An 18666-nucleotide genomic window follows, 5' to 3' on the forward strand; every position below is an offset into this window, starting at 1 on the left:
CGTAAGTCGTGTCAGCCAGGCAGTCGGCACTACAACCACACGCTCCGTCCTCAAAGCGTCAGGGGCTATCCCACACTTGGTCGGCCACGTCATCCGGTTGATCCAGGATATGCAGCGAACCAGGTGGTGACGGGCGACGGCCCAGAGACGGCCCAGAGGCTCTAATCAGGCCCTCTACCGGCGCCAAGCCAGTTCTCCGGGCTTGGGCATGGTGGTACCAGTGTCGCAGATCGACTTGGGTGACCTGGAGGGTCAGGACGTCCTGTGCACCTCAGGGGCCGTGGTGGTGTGCCGGTGCGGCCGGCTGCCCGGTGTTCCCCGTGGTTCACCGTCTTGGCGGGCTTGCGTCAGGCATGGCCTACGGGGTGGTGTGAACGGCGGCGTCCAGGACCTTCGACTGGGCGTTGACGAGATCGCTCGGGATGCTCGCCGGCCCCCCTCCCAGCTCGTCGGCGTATTCCTTGTAGATCGCCAAGGTGGAACCGTGGCGTATCACCTTCACGCTGACGGCGAGCCTGCTGTCGTCCTGACCGGGTTGCATGAGCAGGTTGAGCTGGAATGCGACCGCGTCGTCGCCCTGCGGTGGGTCGTCGGTGGCTTCGACGTCCTCGTAGGTCGCCTTCATGGGGCCTGCCGTGTACCCCTTGCAGGACTTCAAGGCCGTGCGCAGTTCGCTGATCACCCGAGCGGTGTCCGCCGGGTGGTACGACACCAGGGTGAGGATCGCACCGTCGTGACCCTTGGGGCCGACGCCGACGCTGCGCCGCACACTGCCGACGGGTGTGTAACCGCTGGCCCCGTCCACTGCGGAACTGACCGGCGCGCACAGAACGGGGTTGGTGTCCGTCCGGCGCAGAGCATGGATGACGCCGTTGCCGGTGCCTTCCGTGCCCGTCCCGATCGGATCCACATCGACTCCGGGCAGGTCGTGAGCGTCGACGACGGCGTCTTCGAGCTGCTGCTGAGACAGCACACCCGCATTCTGCTCCGCGTTCCCACCGGCCGCCGCCTTCGCCGTCGGGGTGCCTGAGTCGTGCCCGCCGCCACACCCCGTCACGCTGATGGCCGTCAAAGCCATGGCCGCCAGGTGTCTTCGCGCGATGGCCCTGCTCATGATCCCTCCCCGGGTCTGCACAGTGATCATGACAACACTACAGGTCATCGGCTGCACTCACCCTGCACACGCGGGCCGGCGCTCTCCGGTTCAACGGCTCTGCCTGTGAGCTGCTCGCCGGGGCGGACCGCGTCACAGTATCGTCACGCGATCAGCACATGGTCCTCACAGGCGGATTGATTGGTGCATGATGCATCTGCAATTCAAGCACCACCCGTGGGGGAACCATGAAAAGCCGCGTCACCGCCGCTCTCGCCGTCACGGCGCTGTGCGCGCTCACCGCGTGCGAGGGCAACGACACGAGCGGCACCTCGGGCAAGCCCAGCGCCGTCGCGTCCGCCACGACCCGGCCCGCCACGGCCCCGACGGCGACCCCCACCGCCCCGGAGGCGACCGCCACGACCGGCGGCGGCGAAACCCGGAAGGCCGGGACCGCGGCGCTGCCCGACATGACGGGCAAGGGTCTCCAGTCCGCCCAGGACCAGGCGCAGGCAGCGGGTTTCTACGCGCTTTCCTCGCACGACGCCTCCGGCCGCGGGCGCACGCAGGTCTTCGACCGCAACTGGAAGGTGTGCTCGCAGTCGCCCAAGGCCGGCGAGCACTCGACGGACACGACCGTCGACTTCGCGACGGTCAAGCTGGAGGAGACCTGCCCGGCCAAGGATGCGGGGGCCGAGCCGAAGGCAGCCGGTTCCACCATGCCCGATTTCAAGGGCAAGTCCGTCAACGTCGCTCGCAAGGCTCTCGACAGCAGCACCAGCATCACGGTCAAGGACGCCTCGGGGCAGGACCGCTTCATCATCGTCGAATCCAACTGGCAGGTCTGCGGCCAGAAGCCGGCCGCCGGGGCGAAGCTCGACGGGCAGCCGGTCTCCTTCACCGCGGTGAAGTTCGGTGAATCCTGCTGACCTGCGGCGCAGGCCTTTCACAGCCACCTGCTCCCCCGCCCAGGGCGGGCGTCGATTCATGATCGAGAGCAGGGCCATGCGTGCCAGGGGGGTGCGCAGTGCAAAACCAGGGGGGTTTCATCCACATGGCCAGGAATCAGAGTCCGCAGCCGTCCAGAGGCAAGAAGTTCGGATGCGGCTGCGTTTCCGCCGTCGTCGGTCTCGGTCTTCTCGGCGGGATCGTGTCGTCCTGTGACGACAACGGCGGAGGCAAGAAGGAGAGCGCCGCCGTCTCGGTGAAGAGCGACAAGCCGACGCCGGCCGCGACGCACACGACGGCCTCTCCCACCCCGACGAAGTCGGCCACGCCGACACCGGCCAAGGTCACCGTCAAGGTCAAGGACTACACGGGGAAGGTCCTCCAGACCGCGCAGGACGAGGCGCAGGCGCAGGGGCTCTACCGCCTGGCCAGCAAGGACCTCTCCAGCCTCCACCGGCATCAGGTCCTGGACCGGGACTGGAAGGTCTGCGGGCAGACACCGTCCCCCGGCGCCGTCGTGGATCCCGCCACGAAGCTCACGTTCAAGGTCGTCAAGCGGTCGGAGTCGTGCTCCCGCCCGGACGCGATCCTCTCCCACGGCAGCAGCTCGTCGTCCGGGGGCTCCTCCTCGGGCGGCTCCGGCTCCTCCACCGGCGGGTCGGGTTCCGCCACCGGCGGTTCCAGTTCCTCCACCGGCGGGTCGAGTTCCTCCACCGGAGGTTCGAGTTCCTCGGGAGGCGGCTCGTCCTCCAGCGGCGGCCAGCAGGCGCCCGCCGGCGCCTCCGCCATCTGCAACGACGGCACACCGAGCTACAGCGCCCACCGGCGCGGCACCTGCTCGCACCACGGTGGCGTCGCCAGGTGGCTGAAGGATCTGCCCAGCTGAAGACCGGCCAGAGCCCGGCCAGAGCCCGGCCAGGGTCCGGCCAGAAAGGAAATACCGTGATCGGCCTGACGATTGCCATGATCAAGATGATGCTGTGGGGGACCATGGCCTGCCTGGACGTCATCTTCCTGGCATGCACCCTCGGCAAGGTGGACCCGAGAACCCGCAAGTTCTTCCGCTGACCCGGGCCCCGGTGCCGTGCGGGCGGCGTGGACTGCGGTCGCGGCGCCGGGGGATTGCGGTGATCCTGTCAGGGAAGCGTGGCCGGCCGCGCACGGCCGCTGTGCGTCGGTGACCGCGCCGTGCAGGAAGGCCGCCGGACAGGAAGGCTGCGGGCGATGGCGACGATGCCGAACAGGACATCCGGAGGACACGGGGGCCCCGGCGGCGGGGAGGCGCTCAGCGGCGCCGCCCTGTTCGCCGGCGCCGTGATGATGGTCAGCGGGCCGCTCAGCATCCTCATGGGCGCGGCCGGCATCGCGCACGACACCTTGTTCGTCGCGTCGCGGTACGTCTACCGGTTCGACCTGACCTCCTGGGGCTGGATCCACCTGGTGATCGGGATCGGACTCGTAGTCGCCGGCATGGGCGTGCTGATGAACCAGAGCTGGGGCCGCGGGGCCGGCGCGGTGGTCGCGTCGATCAGCCTGATCACCCAGTTCATGTTCGTGCCGTACTACCCCGGGTGGGCCATCCCCGTGATGGCGCTCGACCTGCTGATCCTGTTCGCGCTGACCAGGGCCGACATGGAGACCGGCGGCGGCCGGTGAAGATGAGGCCCGTGCCCCGCTCGTGACCACCGGCCCGGTCCGGCGGGTGGCGGCGCGACTTCGGCCGGCTCGTGTGCCGCAGGCGGCGGCGACGCCATCATGGCAAGGTGCTGACGCACATCCCTTCCTGGGCAAGGCCCCCACCCCTGCCCCATGCGCCGGCGCATGTCCGCCGCAAGGGCCCGGAGGATTGCGGACGGACGGCGCGATCATAGAATCGAACGTGTGAACGACCCATCGCCGTCCCGACTGGAGCTCCTGCACTTCGCCCGCAGGGTCGTGGTCCAGCAGGCGACGGCGGCCCTCGCCCAGCTCGATCGCTGGATCGCCGACGAGGAGCGGCGGGAGAGGGAGCGGCGGCGGGGTGCGCGAAGGCGGCCGCCGCAGCCCGCCTGGCTCATCGAGCAGGGGCTCGACCGGCGCAACGCCGTCGCCGTGCACACCGGCGGATGCTGGGCGGCGGGCGGGCGCTCGGTCCCGGCCACCCGGGAGCAGGCGGCCGAGGCCCTGCGCCGGCAGGTACCGGCGTGCACCCACTGCCGCCCCGACACCGAGCTGGGTTTCCTGGACTAGCGACCGAGGGCTGTGAAGGTCTGCCGGGGAAAGGTCGGGTTTCCTGGTCGTCCCTTGTCGGCCGCCCCACCCGGCATAACAAGATGCACCATGAACCTTTTCGGCCGCAGCCACTTCTCCCGGCGTCCGGAACCGTCCGCCACCCCCGCGACGCCCGCCACCCCCACGACGCCCGTCGCTCCCGTGGCCACCCGCCCCTCCCGTCCCGCCGCCCCGCCCGACCCGGCCCTGGCGGGCCTCACCGGCGAGTGGGTGATCGATCCGGCGCACAGCCGGATCGGCTTCTCGGTGCGGCACGCGATGGTGACGACCGTGCGCGGCGCCTTCACGGAGTACGACAGCCGTCTGCGCTTCGACGGCCGGGACCCGGCCCGGTCCCGTGCCGAGATCGTGCTGTACACGGCCAGTGTGGACACGGGGGTCGAGCAGCGCGACGCGCACCTGGTCGGCCGCGACTTCCTGGACGCCGCCCGGTACCCGCGGATGATCTTCACCAGCACCACCGTGCACCTGGCCGGCCAGGACGTCTACCGCATGACCGGCGACCTGACCATCAAGGACACCACCCGCCCCGTCACCCTGGAGCTCACCTACATCGGGCATGTGACCGACCCGTTCGGCTGCGAGCGCGTCGGCTTCGACGGCACCACCACCATCAACCGCTCCGCATGGGGCCTGACCTACGACGCCCGGCTGGCCCAGGGCGGAGCCATGGTGAGCGAGAAGGTCCGCCTCCAGTTCGACATCGCGGCCATCCGCGTCGCGGCCACCCCCTGACCGGCCCGTCCCACGTCCCCCTTCCGGGCGCCGCCGGGACGGCCGTAGGGGATAATTGAGCCATTCCTCTCCTTGAGGTATTAATAGCCCCTTGTCGTACGGTGGGTAGGAACCTTTCTCTGGGAGGGACTACCCGCGGGCGCCCGGCGCGCGGGACCGGAGGTGGTCCGAGTGCCAGATGTCGTCGGCTGGCTGTCCCGCGACGGCGCACGGTCCCGTCCGGTCTACTGGGTCACCGTGCTCGCGCTGATCCCCGTAGTCCTGCTCGCGGTCGACCTGGCGACACCGCCGTCCATCCGGCTCGGTCCCATGATGGTGGCGGCCCCCACCTTCGCGGCCGCCTTCTGCGGTCCGGCCGGCGTGCTCGTGGTGGTCGGCGTGACGCTGCCCTGCGTGCTCGTGGCCGCCGCCATCAATGAGCAGCTGAACGCCGTCAACTTCCCCGTGCAGATCAGCACCATCGCCCTGATCAGCGCCGCCGCGGTCGCCGCGTCGGCCGTGCGGGTGCGCAGGGAGCGCCAGCTGGCCCGGTCCCGCTGGGTGGCCGAGGTCACCCAGCGGGTGCTGCTGCACCCGCTGCCGCGCCGGATCGGCCCGTTCGGCCTCGCCTCGCTGTACGTCGCCGCCGACGAGGAGGCGGCCATCGGCGGGGACCTGTACGCGGTCGCCCGGCACGGCCGGTGTTCGCGGATCCTGCTCGGTGACGTGCAGGGCAAGGGGCTCGCCGCGCTGGAGATCGTCAGCTGTGTGCTCAACGGCTTCCGGCAGACCGTCCGGCACGGCACCCCGCTCACCGAGGTGGTCCGGGAGCTGGAGGCCGTGCTCCAGGAGGAGATCGGGGAGCTGGCCGCCGCCGACGACGCGGACTGCGCCCGCACGGGCACGTGCGGGGAGGCGTTCGTGACCGCCGTCGTGCTCGAACTGCCCGACGAGGGTCCCCTCCGCCTGGCGAACCTGGGACACCCTCCGCCGCTGCTCCTGCACGAGGGCTCGGTCACCGCCCTGGAGCCCGCCGTCCCGGCACCGCCGCTGGGCCTGGCCGACCTCGGCGCGGACGACGTGGTCGTGGAGGAGGCCGACTTCCCGCCCGGCGCCACCCTGGTCCTCTACACCGACGGCGTGACCGAGGCGCGCCGGCCCGACGGCACGTTCTACCCGCTCGCCGAGCGGCTGCGGCAGTGGACCGCCCTCCCCCCGGACGCCCTGCTGACCGCCGTACGCGCCGACCTGCGCCGCCATGTGAACGGCAGCCTCACCGACGACGTCGCCATGGTGGCCGTCCAGCGCTCCCCCGCCCCGGTGCCCGCCTCCTCCGGCCCCCGCTCCGCGGAGCTGACCCGGGTGCACCGGACCGCCTGACGTACGGCCGCCCGGCCGCCCTGGCCGGACACGCGCCGGATGCCTCCGGACACGCGCGAGGGGACCCCGCCGGACGGCCGGTCCCGGCGGGGTCCCCTCGCGCGAAGCGGAAGGTGCCGTGCGCGACGGCACCGCGGCGGCCGTGCGTCTCAGGCGGCTCCCACGAAGACCACCATCAGCAACCACACCACCGGGGCCGTCGGCAGCAGGGAGTCGAGGCGGTCCATGATGCCGCCGTGGCCCGGGAGCAGGGTGCCCATGTCCTTGATGCCCAGGTCCCGCTTGATCATGGACTCGCCGAGGTCGCCGAGCGTCGCGCTGGCGGCGACGGCGAGGCCCAGGAGCAGGCCCTGCCACCAGGCGCCGTCGTCGATCAGGAACTGCATGCACAGCGCGCCGGCCACCATGGCGAAGGAGACCGCGCCGAACAGGCCCTCCCGGGTCTTGCCGGGGCTGATGCGCGGAGCGAGCTTGTGGGTGCCGAAGCGCCAGCCGACGGCGTACGCGCCGGTGTCGCTGACGACCGTCAGGATGAGGAACGTGAGCACCCGCCACGGGCCGTCGTCGGCGGTGAGCATCATCGCCACGAACGTGGCCAGGAACGGCACGTAGAACGCGGCGAAGACGCCCGCCGTCACGTCCCTGAGGTAGCCCTCGGGCGGCTGCGTCATCCGCCAGACCAGGACCGCGAGCGCGGTGAGCGCCATCGCCACCCAGGCGCCCTCGGCGTCCCGGACGTACCCGGCGACCACCATCGCCGCGCCGCCGACCGCCAGCGGGACGAGCGGCGCCCTGATGCCCTTGCGCTCCTCGAGTCGCTTGGTGAGCTCCCACAGGCCCACCACGACCGCGACCGCGATCACGCCGACGAACACGGCCTTGACGACGAACAGCGAGGCGATGATCACCACGCCGAGTCCGACGCCGACTCCTATCGCGGCACCCAGGTCGCGGCCCGCGCTCTTCTTCTGCGGCGCGGGCGCCGGGTACGGGGCGTCGGGCATGGGCTCCGGATTCTGCGGGGCCGCCGGCTGCGCGGCGGACGGCGTCTGCGGTGTGTCCTGGGGGTGCGGCCGGGCCGCGGCGTGCGGCCGCGGAGGCGCCTGCGGGGCACCCCCGTACGGCTGCGGCTGCGGCAGCGGCTGACGGGTGCCGTATGCCTGTGGAGGCGGCTGGGGCTGCCAGGTGCCGTATCCGTGCGGCTGCGGCTGCGGCTGCGGGGGGTCGTACGGCTGCGGCTGCGGCTGCGGGGGGTCGTACGGCTGCGCCTGCGTAGTCCCGTATCTCTGCGGGTGCGGAGTCCCGTACCCCTGCGGGTGTGGGGTCTCGTCCCGGAACAGGGGGCCGCTCGGCCGAGCGGCCCCCGGGTCGTCGTCCTGGTTCCCGCGGTGGACGGGTGCACCGGGCACGATGGGCAGGGGGCGAGTCCGCTGGGCGCCCTCCGCATCGTACGCGGGGCCCGCCGGGGCGGCACCCGGGCCGGAGCCCTGGGCGGGGGTGTGGTCCATGGGCCCCCAGTACCCGGCCTGCCGCGGCGCTCCCCAGGAAGAGTCGTTCATCAGACCTCGAGCAGTTCCGCTTCCTTGTGCTTGAGGAGCTCGTCCACCTGCGCGACGTACTTCGCGGTGGTGTCGTCGAGCTCCTTCTCCGCGCGGCGGCCCTCGTCCTCGCCGACCTCGCCGTCCTTGATCAGCTTGTCGATGGCGTCCTTGGCCTTGCGGCGCACGGAACGGATGGACACCTTGGCGTCCTCGCCCTTGCCCTTGGCCACCTTGATGTACTCACGGCGGCGCTCCTCGGTGAGCTCGGGGAACACCACACGGATGATATTGCCGTCGTTGCTCGGGTTGACGCCCAGGTCGGAGTCGCGGATCGCCTGCTCGATGTTGCGCAGCGCGCTCTTGTCGAACGGGGTCACGACGGCCATGCGCGGCTCCGGCACGGAGAACGAAGCCAGCTGGTTGATCGGCGTCGGGGCACCGTAGTAGTCGGCCACGATCTTGTTGAACATCGCCGGGTGCGCACGGCCGGTGCGGATCGCGGCGAAGTCCTCCTTGGCGACCACGACGGCCTTCTCCATCTTCTCCTCGGCCTCGAGGAGGGTCTCTTCGATCACCACTTGCTCCTGCGTGTCTTGAGTAGGCCCGGCTGCGGTTCCTCATCGGGGCCGGCGGCCGGCTGCGTCGCGTCTTCTTCCTGCACGGTTCCCGACCGGCAGGACATTGTCCATCCCCCGGTCCGGGTCCGTCCCGCCCGTCCCCCGGACAGGGGGCGCGCCGGCGGACCCACGGCCGGGGTTCACCGGTCAGTCCCGGCTGCCGTGGTCACCCACCAGAGTGCCGATCTTCTCACCCTTGACGGCGCGGGCGATATTGCCCTCCTTCAAAAGCTCGAAGACGACGATGGGGAGCTTGTTGTCGCGGCACAGCGTGATCGCCGTGGCGTCGGCGACCTTCAGGTCGCGGGTGATGACCTCGCCGTAGCCGAGGGAGTCGAACTTGACGGCGTCCGGGTTGGCCTTGGGGTCGGAGTCGTACACGCCGTCCACCCCGTTCTTACCCATCAGCAGCGCCTCGGCGTCGATCTCCAGGGCGCGCTGGGCGGCGGTGGTGTCGGTGGAGAAGTACGGCATGCCCATACCGGCGCCGAAGATGACCACGCGGCCCTTCTCCAGGTGGCGCACGGCGCGCAGCGGGATGTACGGCTCGGCGACCTGGCCCATGGTGATGGCGGTCTGGACCCGGCTGTCGATGCCCTCCTTCTCCAGGAAGTCCTGCAGGGCGAGGCAGTTCATCACGGTGCCGAGCATGCCCATGTAGTCCGAGCGGGCGCGGTCCATGCCGCGCTGCTGGAGTTCGGCGCCGCGGAAGAAGTTGCCGCCGCCGATCACGACCGCGATCTGCGCGCCGTCGCGTACGACGGCCGCGATCTCACGGGCGATGGCGTGCACCACGTCCGGGTCGACGCCCAGGCCCCCGCCGCCGGAGAAGGCCTCTCCGGACAGCTTCAGCAGAAACCGGCCGGTCACTTTGCCGTCGTCGCTCTTCTGGGCCTTGGTGGTCATGAGTTCCCGCCTCTGTTACGTGGTGCACATGCGAAGAAGGCCATTGCCGGTGGGGCGTGTTCTCGCATCCCATGCAGCGGCAATGGCCTCCTCGTCAGATCTGCTGTCGTCCGTCACGCGCGCCTGCGTGCCGGCCTGCGCGTGTGACGCCGACGACTGCTGTCGACCCTATCCGGGTCGGGCGTCCGTCGCGGTACGGACTCGGGACTCAGATGCCGACCTTGATGCGCGTGAAGCGCTTCAGGGTGACACCGGCCTCCTCGAGAACCTTCTGGACGGACTTCTTGTTGTCCAGCGCGTAGGGCTGGCCGAGCAGGGTGGCGTCCTTGAAGAAGCCGTTGAGACGACCCTCGACGATCTTGGGGAGCGCGGCCTCGGGCTTGCCCTCGGCGCGGGTGGTCTCCTCCGCGATGCGGCGCTCGGACTCGACGACGTCGGCCGGCACGTCCTCCTTGGAGAGGTACTTCGGCGCGAAGGCGGCGATGTGCTGGGCGACGCCCTTGGCGACCTCGGCGTTGGGCTTGTCGAGCTCGACGAGGACACCGATCTGCGGGGGCAGGTCGGGCATCGTGCGGTGCATGTAGGCGGTGACGAAGCCGTCGGAGAACTGCGCGAAGCGGTCCAGGACGATCTTCTCGCCGAGGTTGGCGTTGGCCTCGTCCACGAACGCCTGGACGGTCTTGCCGGGCTCGATCTCGGAGGCGAGCAGGGCCTCGAGGTCGGCCGGGGAGGTCTTGGCCACGTGCTCGGCGATCGCCTTGGCGACGGCCTGGAACTTGTCGCCCTTGGCGACGAAGTCCGTCTCGCACTTCAGCTCGACGAGGACGCCGGAGGAGTTGTCGTCGGCGATGATCGAGACCACCGCGCCGTTCTCGGCGGAGCGGCCCTCGCGCTTGGCGACGCCCTTCTGGCCCTTGATGCGCAGCGCCTCGACGGCCTTCTCGACGTTGCCCTCGGCCTCGTCCAGCGCCTTCTTGCAGTCCATCATGCCGGCGCCGGTGAGCTCGCGGAGCTTCTTGACGTCGGCGGCGGTGTAGTTCGCCATGAGTCTGTGAATCTTTCTCGAAGTCTCGGAGGTCGAAGAGATCAGGGGGTCCGCGCGTCCCGGAGAGCGGGAGGGCGCCGACGCACCGCTGACCTACGGGTGAACGGCGGGAGGGGACTTCATGTCACCCCTCCCGCCGTCAACGCCAACTGACGGATCAGGCCTGCTCGCCCTCGGCGGCCGGGGCGGCCTCGGCGGCGGGCGCCTCGGCCGGCTTCTCGGCCTCGGCGGCGGGGGCGGCGGTCTCGGAGTCCGCCTTCTTCTCACCCTCGAGCAGGTCGCGCTCCCACTCGGCGAGCGGCTCGCCCGCGGCCTTCTCGCCCTTGCCCTCGGTCGCGACGCCGGAACGGGCGATGAGGCCCTCGGCGACGGCGTCGGCGATCACACGGGTGAGCAGGGTGACGGAGCGGATGGCGTCGTCGTTGCCCGGGATCTTGTAGTCGACCTCGTCGGGGTCGCAGTTGGTGTCGAGGATGGCGACGACCGGGATGTTGAGCTTGCGGGCCTCGCCGACCGCGATGTGCTCCTTCTTGGTGTCCACGATCCAGACGGCGCTGGGCACCTTCTGCATCTCGCGGATACCGCCGAGGGTCTTCTCCAGCTTGGCCTTCTCGCGGGAGAGGACCAGGAGCTCCTTCTTGGTCAGACCGGAGGACGCGACGTCCTCGAAGTCGATCTGCTCGAGCTCCTTCAGGCGCTGCAGGCGCTTGTAGACGGTCGAGAAGTTGGTGAGCATGCCGCCCAGCCAGCGCTGGTTGACGTAGGGCATGCCGACGCGGGTGGCCTGCTCGGCGATGGCCTCCTGCGCCTGCTTCTTCGTGCCGACGAACATGACCGTGCCGCCGTGGGCGACGGTCTCCTTGACGAACTCGTAGGCGCGGTCGATGTACGACAGCGACTGGAGCAGGTCGATGATGTAGATGCCGTTGCGCTCGGTGAAGATGAAGCGCTTCATCTTCGGGTTCCAACGGCGGGTCTGGTGACCGAAGTGGACGCCGCTCTCCAGCAGCTCCCGCATCGTGACGACGGCCATGGCCGTACTCTCCTTGAGTTTCTCGGTTGTGCCGCGGGAACCGGACGGCTCCCGCGCCTGACGCCCGCGGTGCGCCGTGCCACGAGGGACCGAGGGGCGCTGACACCGGCCGTTGCCGGCCAGGATGTCGGGGCGTGCGAAGTCGACCCGGTGACCCGGGTCGCCACCAGAAGTGTACGGGACCGGCGGGGCGCCGGGTGACGCCGCTGTCCGCAACCGGTGAGTTGTCCACAACCGGAGAGTTGTCCACAGGGTCCGGGCGTCCCCGGCGCCGGTGCGGGACGGTGGGCGCATGGTCGGCACGGACGGCGGAGCGCGGACGGGCCGCGGGGCGCGGACGGGCTTCGGACGGGTGGGCAGGGGGCTGGTGGGCGTGGTGCGGGCGGACGAGGTGGGCACGGGCGTGGTGGGGACGGGCGCGGTGTCGGCGGGCATGGTGGGCGTGGTGCGGGTGGGCGTGGTGCGGGCGGGCGTGGTGCGGGCGGGTGGTGGGCGCTGCGCGGGCGCACGGCTGGCGCTGCTGGTCGTCGTCGTGGCGGTGCTGCTCACGCAGGCGGCCCGGGCGGGCGGTGCGGTGGGCGGTGCGGGGCCGGGGACGGCACCAGGAGGCGGTCCCGGCCCCGCCGGAAGCGGGCCGTCGGCGCCGGCCGCGCCGGGCACACCGCCGGGTCCTGGCTCCGGGGCGCCCCCGAGTCCTGACCCCGGGGCGCCTGCGGTGCCCGCCGTGGGGCGGGTGTGGCCGGTGGGCGCCCGGCCGCCGGTACTGCGGGGCTGGGAGCCGCCCGCCACGGTGTACGGGCCCGGCCACCGAGGGGTGGACCTGGGAGCCGCTCCGGGCGCGCCGGTACGGGCCGTGGCGCCGGGCCGGGTGTCCTTCGCGGGCGAGGTGGCGGGCCGGGGCGTGGTGTCGGTGGAGCTGGCCGGCACGGGTGAGCCGCCGCTGCGCACGACGTACGAGCCGGTGCGGGCGTCGGTGGCCGAGGGCGACGAGGTGACGGCCGGGGAGGCCGTGGGCACGGTGCAGGCGGCGGGCTCGCACTGCGGCGGGGCGTGCGTCCACTGGGGGCTGCTGCGGGCACGGACGTATCTGAACCCCTTGCTGCTCCTGCCGCCCTGGCTGCTGAACGGCGGTCCGCCGAGACTGCTCCCGGTGCTGGGCGTACCGCTGCCCTCGTGAGCGGGCGAGCCCCGCGGGTGGTCCGGCGCCCGCGCCATCGGGCGGGCGCGCCGTCCGGCGGGCGCGGCCGGAATCCGCCTCCGCCGAGACCTGGCGATCGGGAGCCCACCGCGGGCCGGACCCGGCTGCGGGCCGGACCCGGCCACAGTCCGGCCCGGACCTGCCTCAGCCGCAGCCCCGTCGCCTCGGGACCGGCCCGAGGCGGAGCCGCGCGCGCCGCCGGAACCGGCCGCGGCCCCGGCCGCGGGCCGGCCCGGAATCCCCCTCCGCTGCGGACCCGCTCGCCTCGAACCCCGCCCGAGGCGAGACCGCACGCCCCATCGGAACCAGCCCCTGCCACTTACCCGGCCCGGGCCGCCTCAGCGGCGGACCCGGGGCCCCGGGAGCCGCTCGAGGCGGAGCCACGCGCGCCGCCGGAACCGGCCCCCGCCCCGGGCCGGCCCAGGCACGCCTCAGCAGCAGCCCCGACGCCTCGGAGGCCGCTCGAGGCGGGGCCGTGCGCCCCGGCGAGACCGCCCCCGGCCCTCGGCCCCGGCCGCGGGCCGGGGCCGGCCGGGTCTGTCCCGGTCCGTCCAGGGAGCTCTCAGCCGCCGACTCCCCGCAGGGCCATGGCGACCGCCGCGTCGGCGACCGTCGCGGGGTCCTCCGCCGCTCCCAGTTCAATGCGGCGGACGGCCGCGTCGACGACGCCCTGGAGCAGCATCGCGGCCAGCCGGGGCCGGTCGTGCCCCAGTTCCCCGAGCGCCTCGACGATCATGCCGATCAGCCCGCCGTGCGCGGCCCGGATCTTCTCCCGCGCTCCCGCGTCCAGTTCGCCGGCCGAGATGGCCACCACGGCCCGGTGCCGCCGGTCCCCGACCAGTTCAAGCTGCTTGCGCACATACGCCTCGACCTTGGCCCGCGGCCCCCCGGCCCCGGCCATCGCCGCCGAGACCTCCGCCGCCCACACCGGGAAGTCGGCCTCGCACAGCGCTTCCACCACGGCGGCCCGTGACCGGAAGTACTCGTACACCGACGACCGGGCCAGCCCCGTCCGCTCCGCCAGGGCGGGAAAGGTCAGGGCTTCGGTCCCGCCGTCGGACAGCAGGGTGCGGGCCGCCTCCAGCAGGGCGGCGCGCTGCATCGACCGGTGCTCGGCCACGGAGGCCGCTCGAATCCTTGGCACGCCGACCACTGTACGGAGGCGCGGACGGCGACCGCCCGAAGCTCACCGCCCGAAGCTCGCGAGCTTCGCCCGCAGCTGGAGCACGGACTTGGTGTGGATCTGGCTGACGCGGCTCTCCGTGACCCCGAGCACGTTGCCGATCTCGGCGAGCGTGAGGCCCTCGTAGTAGTACAGCGTCACGACGGTCTTCTCCCGGTCGGGCAGCGTGTTGATCGCCCGGGCGAGGAACCGCCGCAGCTCCCGGTCCTCGGCCACCTCCACCGGGTTGTCGGCGGCGGTGTCCTCCAGGGTGTCCATGAAGCTGAGCCCGTCGCCGTCCTCGCCGCCGACGTGCAGCAGCTCCTCCAGCGCGACCACGTTGGCCAGGGACAACTGGCTGAAAACGGCGTGCAGTTCGTCGACCGCGATGCCCATCTCCGCGGCCACCTCGCCCTCCGAGGGTGTGCGCCGCAGCCGGGCCTCGAGCGTGGCGTACGCCCGCTCCACGTTCCGCGCCTTCTGCCGCACCGAGCGCGGGATCCAGTCCAGCGCCCGCAGCTCGTCGATCATCGCGCCCCGGATCCGGGTGATCGCGTACGTCTCGAACTTGATCTCCCGGTCGATGTCGAACTTCTCGATGGCGTCGATGAGCCCGAACACTCCCGAGGAGACGAAGTCCGCCTGCTCCACATTGGGCGGCAGGCCGACGCTCACCCGTCCCGCCACGTACTTGACCAGCGGCGAGTAGTGCAGGATCAGCTGCTCTCGCAGCCGTTCGTCCCCCGTCGCCTTGTACGACCGCCACAGCTCGTCGAGTGTCGAGGGAGCGGGCGGCCGCGCGCTGCCACCCTCACGGGCGGCGGGGGGGATCGCCGCCCGGTCGGACCCGGAGGTGTGCTGGGGCATTCGTCGCCTTGTGCCGTTCTGCCGTGGAGTGCGGGCGTCTGGGTGAGCTGTTGGGTCTGGGCCGGGATCGGGGCCTTGGTGTCGGAACCACGTGAGCGTAGCGTGACTGGAGTGTCGCGGTGCGCGAACGGCGAGGCGCGAGGCGTGCGCGGATTCGTTCCCCCTGCTGTCCCACCGGGGCGGGCCCGTCACCCTCGGTGACCGCACTTACGCCCAACTGCCTGAATTTCCGCAGGCGTCGGGGTTCCCCCGGACGGTCGAACACGCTCGGTCAGCACCCGGTCCGGCCGGCTCGGGCCGAGGTGATCGCCTGGCGTGTCAACTTCCATCCCTCGCCATGTCGTTCGACGTAACCGAGTGATCGGAGTTCGTACAGTCTCGCGGTCGCCTCGTCCTCGCTCGTCCGGGCGCCGCGTGCGATCTCGGCCACCGGTGCGCGCCCGCGCGCGGGCAGCGCCGCCAGGACCTGCCGGGCCTGCGGTTCCAGCAGGTCGAGCGGGAGGACGGGGCCGCGCCGCCGCGGGGCGAGCTCGCCGATGGCGCCGACCAGTTCGACGACCTCCGCGGCGTCGGTGACCAGCGCGGCCCCGCCGCGCAGGAGTTCGTGGACGCCCGCGGACAGAGCACTGGTGGCGGGGCCGGGCACGCCCATGGTGTGGCGTCCCAGCCGCTGCGCGGCCCGGGCGGTGACCAGCGAGCCGCTGCGGTGGGCCGCCTCGACGACCACCGTGCCGCGGGTGAGGGCGGCGATGACGCGGTTGCGGACGACGAACCTGCTGGGCGTGGGATGGTCGCCGGGCGGCAGCTCCCCGACCACCAGGCCCTGCTGCGCGATTCTGTTGATCAGTTCGGTGTGCCCGCGCGGGTAGGGCCGGTCGACGCCGCAGGCCAGCACGGCCACCGTGGCCCCGCCGCTGCCCAGGGCACCGCGGTGGGCGGCGCCGTCGACCCCGTAGGCGCCGCCGGACACCACGACCCAGCCGCGCTCGGCGAGGCCGGCGGCCAGGCTCACGGCCATGTGCGCGCCGTACTCGGTGCAGGCCCGGGCGCCGACCACGGCGACCGAGCGCAGCGCCCACATCCGCAGGCTGGGCCGCCCGCGCACCCACAGCCCCACCGGGCGGCCGTCCCCCAGGTCGTCCAGCTGGGCGGGCCACTCGACGTCTCCGGGGCGCACGAAGCGCGCCTGGGCGTCGCGCGCGGCGGCGAGGTCCCGTTCGGGCCGGGCGCAGGCGGCCCGGGCGCACAGTCCCGCCCATCGCCCGGCGGAGACCCCGGCGAGCGGCGGGCCGCCGTCGCGCAGCCGCCGGGCCACCGCCACGGCCCCGCGTTCACGCACCCACCGTCCGCCGGTCTCGTCCCCGGGTTCCAGGACCCGGCTCAGCAGGACGCGGGCGAGCAGTTCGCCGTCCGGCTCGGGCGCGCCGCTCATGCCGGCGCCCCGATGGCCATGGGCACGCCCCTGGGCACCCCGGTGCGCAGTTGCAGCGCCAGCGCGACGTCGGTGGCGTCCGGGCGGTCGTGGCCGCTGAGGTCGGCGACCGTCCAGGCGACCCGCAGGACCCGGTCGAGGCCGCGGGCGGTGAGGACGCCGCGCTCCAGGCCGCGCTCGGCCTCGTCCATGGCGCCGGCCGCCGCCTGGAAGCGGCTGCGCAGCTCGCGTCCGGGCAGCTCCGCGTTGGTCCGCCAGGGCGTGCCGGCGAGCCGTGCCGCCGCGCGTTCACGGGCCGCGCGCACCCGGTCGGCGACCGTCGCGGTGGACTCGCCGCGGGCGCCGCGCCGGGCCAGTTCGGACCGGGTGACGGGGTCCACCTCGACCCGCAGGTCGACGCGGTCGAGCAGCGGCCCCGACAGGCGTGCCTGGTAGCGGCGGATCGCCGAGGGCGGGCACTCGCACAGGCTGTCCCGCTGCGAGAAGCGGCCGCAGGGGCACGGATTGGCCGCGAGCACCATCAGGAACCGCGCCGGGAAGCGCACCACGCCCGCGCTGCGGGCGATCACCACGTGTCCGGCCTCCAGGGGCTGGCGCAGGGCGTCGAGGGCGCGGCTGCTGAACTCCGGCGTCTCGTCCAGGAAGAGCACGCCCCGGTGGGCGAGGGAGACGGCGCCGGGGCGGGCGACGCCGGGACCGCCGCCGACGAGCGCCTGCATAGTGGCGGAGTGGTGCGGGGCGCAGTAGGGGGCGAGGTCGATCAGCGGTTTGCCCGGCGGCAGCAGTCCTGCCACCGAGTGGACCGCCGTGACCTCGAGGGACTCCTGACGGGTGAGCGGGGGCAGCACCGCCGGCAGCCGCTCGGCGAGCATGGTCTTGCCCGCGCCCGGCGGCCCCTCGAGGAACAGGTGGTGTCCGCCGGCGGCGGCGACCTCGACGGCGGTGCGCGCCGAGGTCTGGCCGACGACGTCGGCCAGGTCGTGCGCCTGGTCCTGCTGGGCGCCCGCGCCGTGCAGGCCGGCGGCGGCACTGGTGCCGGGCACGCGCAGCCCGGCGGTCAGCGGGTCCGGGCGCCCTTCCTCGTCCGGGTCCTCCTCGGGTACGGGCTCGTCGGTCAGCACGGCGATCAGCTGCCGCAGGCTGCGGATGCCGAGCACGGAGACCCCGGGCACGAGCCGCGCCTCGGCCGCCGCGCACTCGGGCACGACCACCTGCTCGTAGCCGGCGTCTGCGGCGGCCAGCACCGCGGGCAGGATGCCCCGGACGGGGCGGACCCGTCCGTCCAGGCCCACCTCGCCGATCATGACGATGTCGGCGAGCACCCGGGGGTCGATGCGTTCGGCGGCGCCGAGCACGGCGCAGGCCACGGCCAGGTCGAAGCCGCTGCCGGCCTTGGGCACGGAGGCGGGGCTCAGCCCGACGGTGAGCTTCTTCTGCGGCCACTCGGCGCCGGAGTTGACGACCGCGGCCCGTACCCGGTCCCGGCTCTCGCTCAGGCTCTTGTCCGGCAGTCCCACCAGCGTGAACGCGGCGACGCCCGGTTCGAGGTCGGCCTGCACCTCGACGACCACGCCCTCGACTCCGACGAGGGCCACGGAGCACGTGCGCGCGAAGCCCATCAGGCCGCCCCCCGGGCGTGCTCGACCACGGGGGCGCCGCGCCGGGGCAGCGAGACGCCGACCACGTCGATGCGGACGCCGCCGGGGGGCGCTCCTCCGTGGGACTGGATCCAGCGTTCCGCGAGGCCGCGCAAACGCGCGGCCTTCTCCGGCGTCACCGCGGCCATCGGGTGCTGGAAGACGCCCGCCCTGCGGGTCTTGACCTCGCAGACGACCAGCACGTCGCCGTCGCGGGCCACGATGTCGATCTCGCCGGTCCTGCCGCAGCGCCAGTTGCGCTCCAGGACCGTCATGCCGGCCTGGGCCAGCCGCCGGACGGCCAGGTCCTCTCCGTACCTGCCGAGTGCGCTGCGTGCCTGGTGTGTGGCCTGGTGTGTGTTCATGCGGGCACCACCTCCGGCGCCCAAGGTCGCGCATCCCGGGCCCGGAAGTGGATCTTGGTGGATGAACGGCCGGTTGTGGAAAACCGCGTCACCCGTGCGGGTGAGTCAGTCTCACCGCGTCGACGGACTAGTCGCCCGGCAGCTCCAGATCGGTCTTGTGCAGCTCCTCAATGTTCACGTCCTTGAACGTCAGGACACGCACCTGCTTCACGAACCGGGCCGGCCGGTACATGTCCCAGACCCAGGCGTCGGCCATCGACACCTCGAAGAAAACCTCACCCTGGACCGAGTGGACCTGCATCTCGTAGTCGTTGGTGAGGTAGAAGCGCCGCTCGGTCTCGATCACGTATTTGAACAGACCGACGACATCGCGGTACTCCCGGTAGAGCTTCAGCTCCATCTCGGTCTCGTACTTCTCGAGGTCCTCGGCGCTCATGGCATGTTCCCCTTCAGCCGT

At 72.5% G+C, this 18666-nt stretch carries 19 protein-coding genes; 7 read left to right on the forward strand and 12 right to left on the reverse strand.

The genetic code is table 11. The features are described 5' to 3' along the window. Positions 1 to 358: 358 nt before the first annotated feature. Positions 359 to 1144: a hypothetical protein gene (locus ACI2LW_RS18695; RefSeq protein ID WP_404732294.1), complete on the reverse strand. Its 786-nt coding sequence runs from the start codon at positions 1142 to 1144 to the stop codon at positions 359 to 361. Between the two features lie 197 nt (positions 1145 to 1341). On the opposite strand from ACI2LW_RS18695, the gene ACI2LW_RS18700 reads away from it, so the two are divergent. From ACI2LW_RS18700 to ACI2LW_RS18725, 6 genes are all read left to right on the forward strand, one after another. Then, positions 1342 to 2022 (forward strand): hypothetical protein, encoded by a 681-nt coding sequence (locus tag ACI2LW_RS18700; protein ID WP_404732295.1) that lies wholly within the window; start codon positions 1342 to 1344, stop codon positions 2020 to 2022. Between the two features lie 221 nt (positions 2023 to 2243). Further along, positions 2244 to 2927 carry a DUF3761 domain-containing protein gene (locus ACI2LW_RS18705; protein ID WP_404732296.1) on the forward strand — a complete coding sequence of 228 codons (684 nt, stop codon included), beginning with the start codon at positions 2244 to 2246 and terminating at the stop codon, positions 2925 to 2927. A gap of 338 nt (positions 2928 to 3265) precedes the next feature. Next, a complete protein-coding gene (locus ACI2LW_RS18710; protein WP_404732297.1) occupies positions 3266 to 3697 on the forward strand; it encodes a hypothetical protein in 432 nt (143 codons plus the stop codon). 225 nt (positions 3698 to 3922) lie between these two features. Beyond that, complete coding sequence (locus ACI2LW_RS18715; RefSeq protein ID WP_404732298.1) at positions 3923 to 4270, forward strand: DUF6233 domain-containing protein; 348 nt, start codon at positions 3923 to 3925, stop codon at positions 4268 to 4270. 90 nt (positions 4271 to 4360) lie between these two features. Next, positions 4361 to 5047, forward strand: a complete 687-nt coding sequence (locus ACI2LW_RS18720) for a YceI family protein (protein WP_404732299.1) — start codon at positions 4361 to 4363, stop codon at positions 5045 to 5047. A 171-nt stretch (positions 5048 to 5218) separates the two neighbouring features. Next, positions 5219 to 6406: a PP2C family protein-serine/threonine phosphatase gene (locus ACI2LW_RS18725; RefSeq protein WP_404732300.1), complete on the forward strand. Its 1188-nt coding sequence runs from the start codon at positions 5219 to 5221 to the stop codon at positions 6404 to 6406. Positions 6407 to 6555: 149 nt separating this feature from the next. On the opposite strand, the gene ACI2LW_RS18730 is transcribed toward ACI2LW_RS18725, so the two are convergent. From ACI2LW_RS18730 to rpsB, 5 genes are all read right to left on the reverse strand, one after another. Further along, the gene (locus ACI2LW_RS18730) at positions 6556 to 7824 is read right to left on the reverse strand and encodes a phosphatidate cytidylyltransferase (protein ID WP_404732330.1); all 1269 of its coding nucleotides are present in this window, start codon (positions 7822 to 7824) and stop codon (positions 6556 to 6558) included. A gap of 140 nt (positions 7825 to 7964) precedes the next feature. After that, positions 7965 to 8522: a ribosome recycling factor gene (gene frr / locus ACI2LW_RS18735; RefSeq protein WP_014675285.1), complete on the reverse strand. Its 558-nt coding sequence runs from the start codon at positions 8520 to 8522 to the stop codon at positions 7965 to 7967. Positions 8523 to 8711: 189 nt separating this feature from the next. After that, complete coding sequence (pyrH, locus tag ACI2LW_RS18740) at positions 8712 to 9470, reverse strand: UMP kinase (protein ID WP_404732301.1); 759 nt, start codon at positions 9468 to 9470, stop codon at positions 8712 to 8714. Between the two features lie 208 nt (positions 9471 to 9678). Beyond that, entirely contained in the window at positions 9679 to 10515 is an 837-nt protein-coding gene (gene tsf, locus ACI2LW_RS18745) for a translation elongation factor Ts (protein WP_404732302.1), read from the reverse strand. A 157-nt stretch (positions 10516 to 10672) separates the two neighbouring features. After that, positions 10673 to 11548 (reverse strand): 30S ribosomal protein S2, encoded by an 876-nt coding sequence (rpsB, locus tag ACI2LW_RS18750; protein WP_404732303.1) that lies wholly within the window; start codon positions 11546 to 11548, stop codon positions 10673 to 10675. A 511-nt stretch (positions 11549 to 12059) separates the two neighbouring features. On the opposite strand from rpsB, the gene ACI2LW_RS18755 reads away from it, so the two are divergent. Then, the gene (locus tag ACI2LW_RS18755) at positions 12060 to 12725 is read left to right on the forward strand and encodes a murein hydrolase activator EnvC family protein (protein WP_404732331.1); all 666 of its coding nucleotides are present in this window, start codon (positions 12060 to 12062) and stop codon (positions 12723 to 12725) included. Positions 12726 to 13308: 583 nt separating this feature from the next. On the opposite strand, the gene ACI2LW_RS18760 is transcribed toward ACI2LW_RS18755, so the two are convergent. The 6 genes from ACI2LW_RS18760 to ACI2LW_RS18785 all read right to left on the reverse strand — a co-directional run bounded on the left by ACI2LW_RS18760 (position 13309) and on the right by ACI2LW_RS18785 (position 18645). Then, the gene (locus tag ACI2LW_RS18760) at positions 13309 to 13866 is read right to left on the reverse strand and encodes a TetR/AcrR family transcriptional regulator (protein WP_404732332.1); all 558 of its coding nucleotides are present in this window, start codon (positions 13864 to 13866) and stop codon (positions 13309 to 13311) included. A gap of 66 nt (positions 13867 to 13932) precedes the next feature. Then, on the reverse strand, positions 13933 to 14775 hold the full coding sequence (gene whiG / locus ACI2LW_RS18765) for an RNA polymerase sigma factor WhiG (protein ID WP_404732304.1): 843 nt from the start codon (positions 14773 to 14775) through the stop codon (positions 13933 to 13935). A 271-nt stretch (positions 14776 to 15046) separates the two neighbouring features. Beyond that, positions 15047 to 16207 carry a DNA-processing protein DprA gene (gene dprA, locus ACI2LW_RS18770; protein ID WP_404732305.1) on the reverse strand — a complete coding sequence of 387 codons (1161 nt, stop codon included), beginning with the start codon at positions 16205 to 16207 and terminating at the stop codon, positions 15047 to 15049. Then, entirely contained in the window at positions 16204 to 17826 is a 1623-nt protein-coding gene (locus ACI2LW_RS18775) for a YifB family Mg chelatase-like AAA ATPase (RefSeq protein WP_404732306.1), read from the reverse strand. Before ACI2LW_RS18775 ends, dprA begins: the two co-directional genes overlap by 4 nt. Continuing rightward, on the reverse strand, positions 17826 to 18209 hold the full coding sequence (locus ACI2LW_RS18780; RefSeq protein WP_404732307.1) for a YraN family protein: 384 nt from the start codon (positions 18207 to 18209) through the stop codon (positions 17826 to 17828). Before ACI2LW_RS18780 ends, ACI2LW_RS18775 begins: the two co-directional genes overlap by 1 nt. Positions 18210 to 18336: 127 nt before the next feature. Then, positions 18337 to 18645: a DUF2469 domain-containing protein gene (locus tag ACI2LW_RS18785; protein WP_404732308.1), complete on the reverse strand. Its 309-nt coding sequence runs from the start codon at positions 18643 to 18645 to the stop codon at positions 18337 to 18339. Between the last annotated feature and the right edge of the window lie 21 nt (positions 18646 to 18666).

The sequence above is a fragment of the Streptomyces sp. NPDC004065 genome (genome assembly GCF_044903565.1).
Lineage (GTDB): Bacteria > Actinomycetota > Actinomycetes > Streptomycetales > Streptomycetaceae > Streptomyces.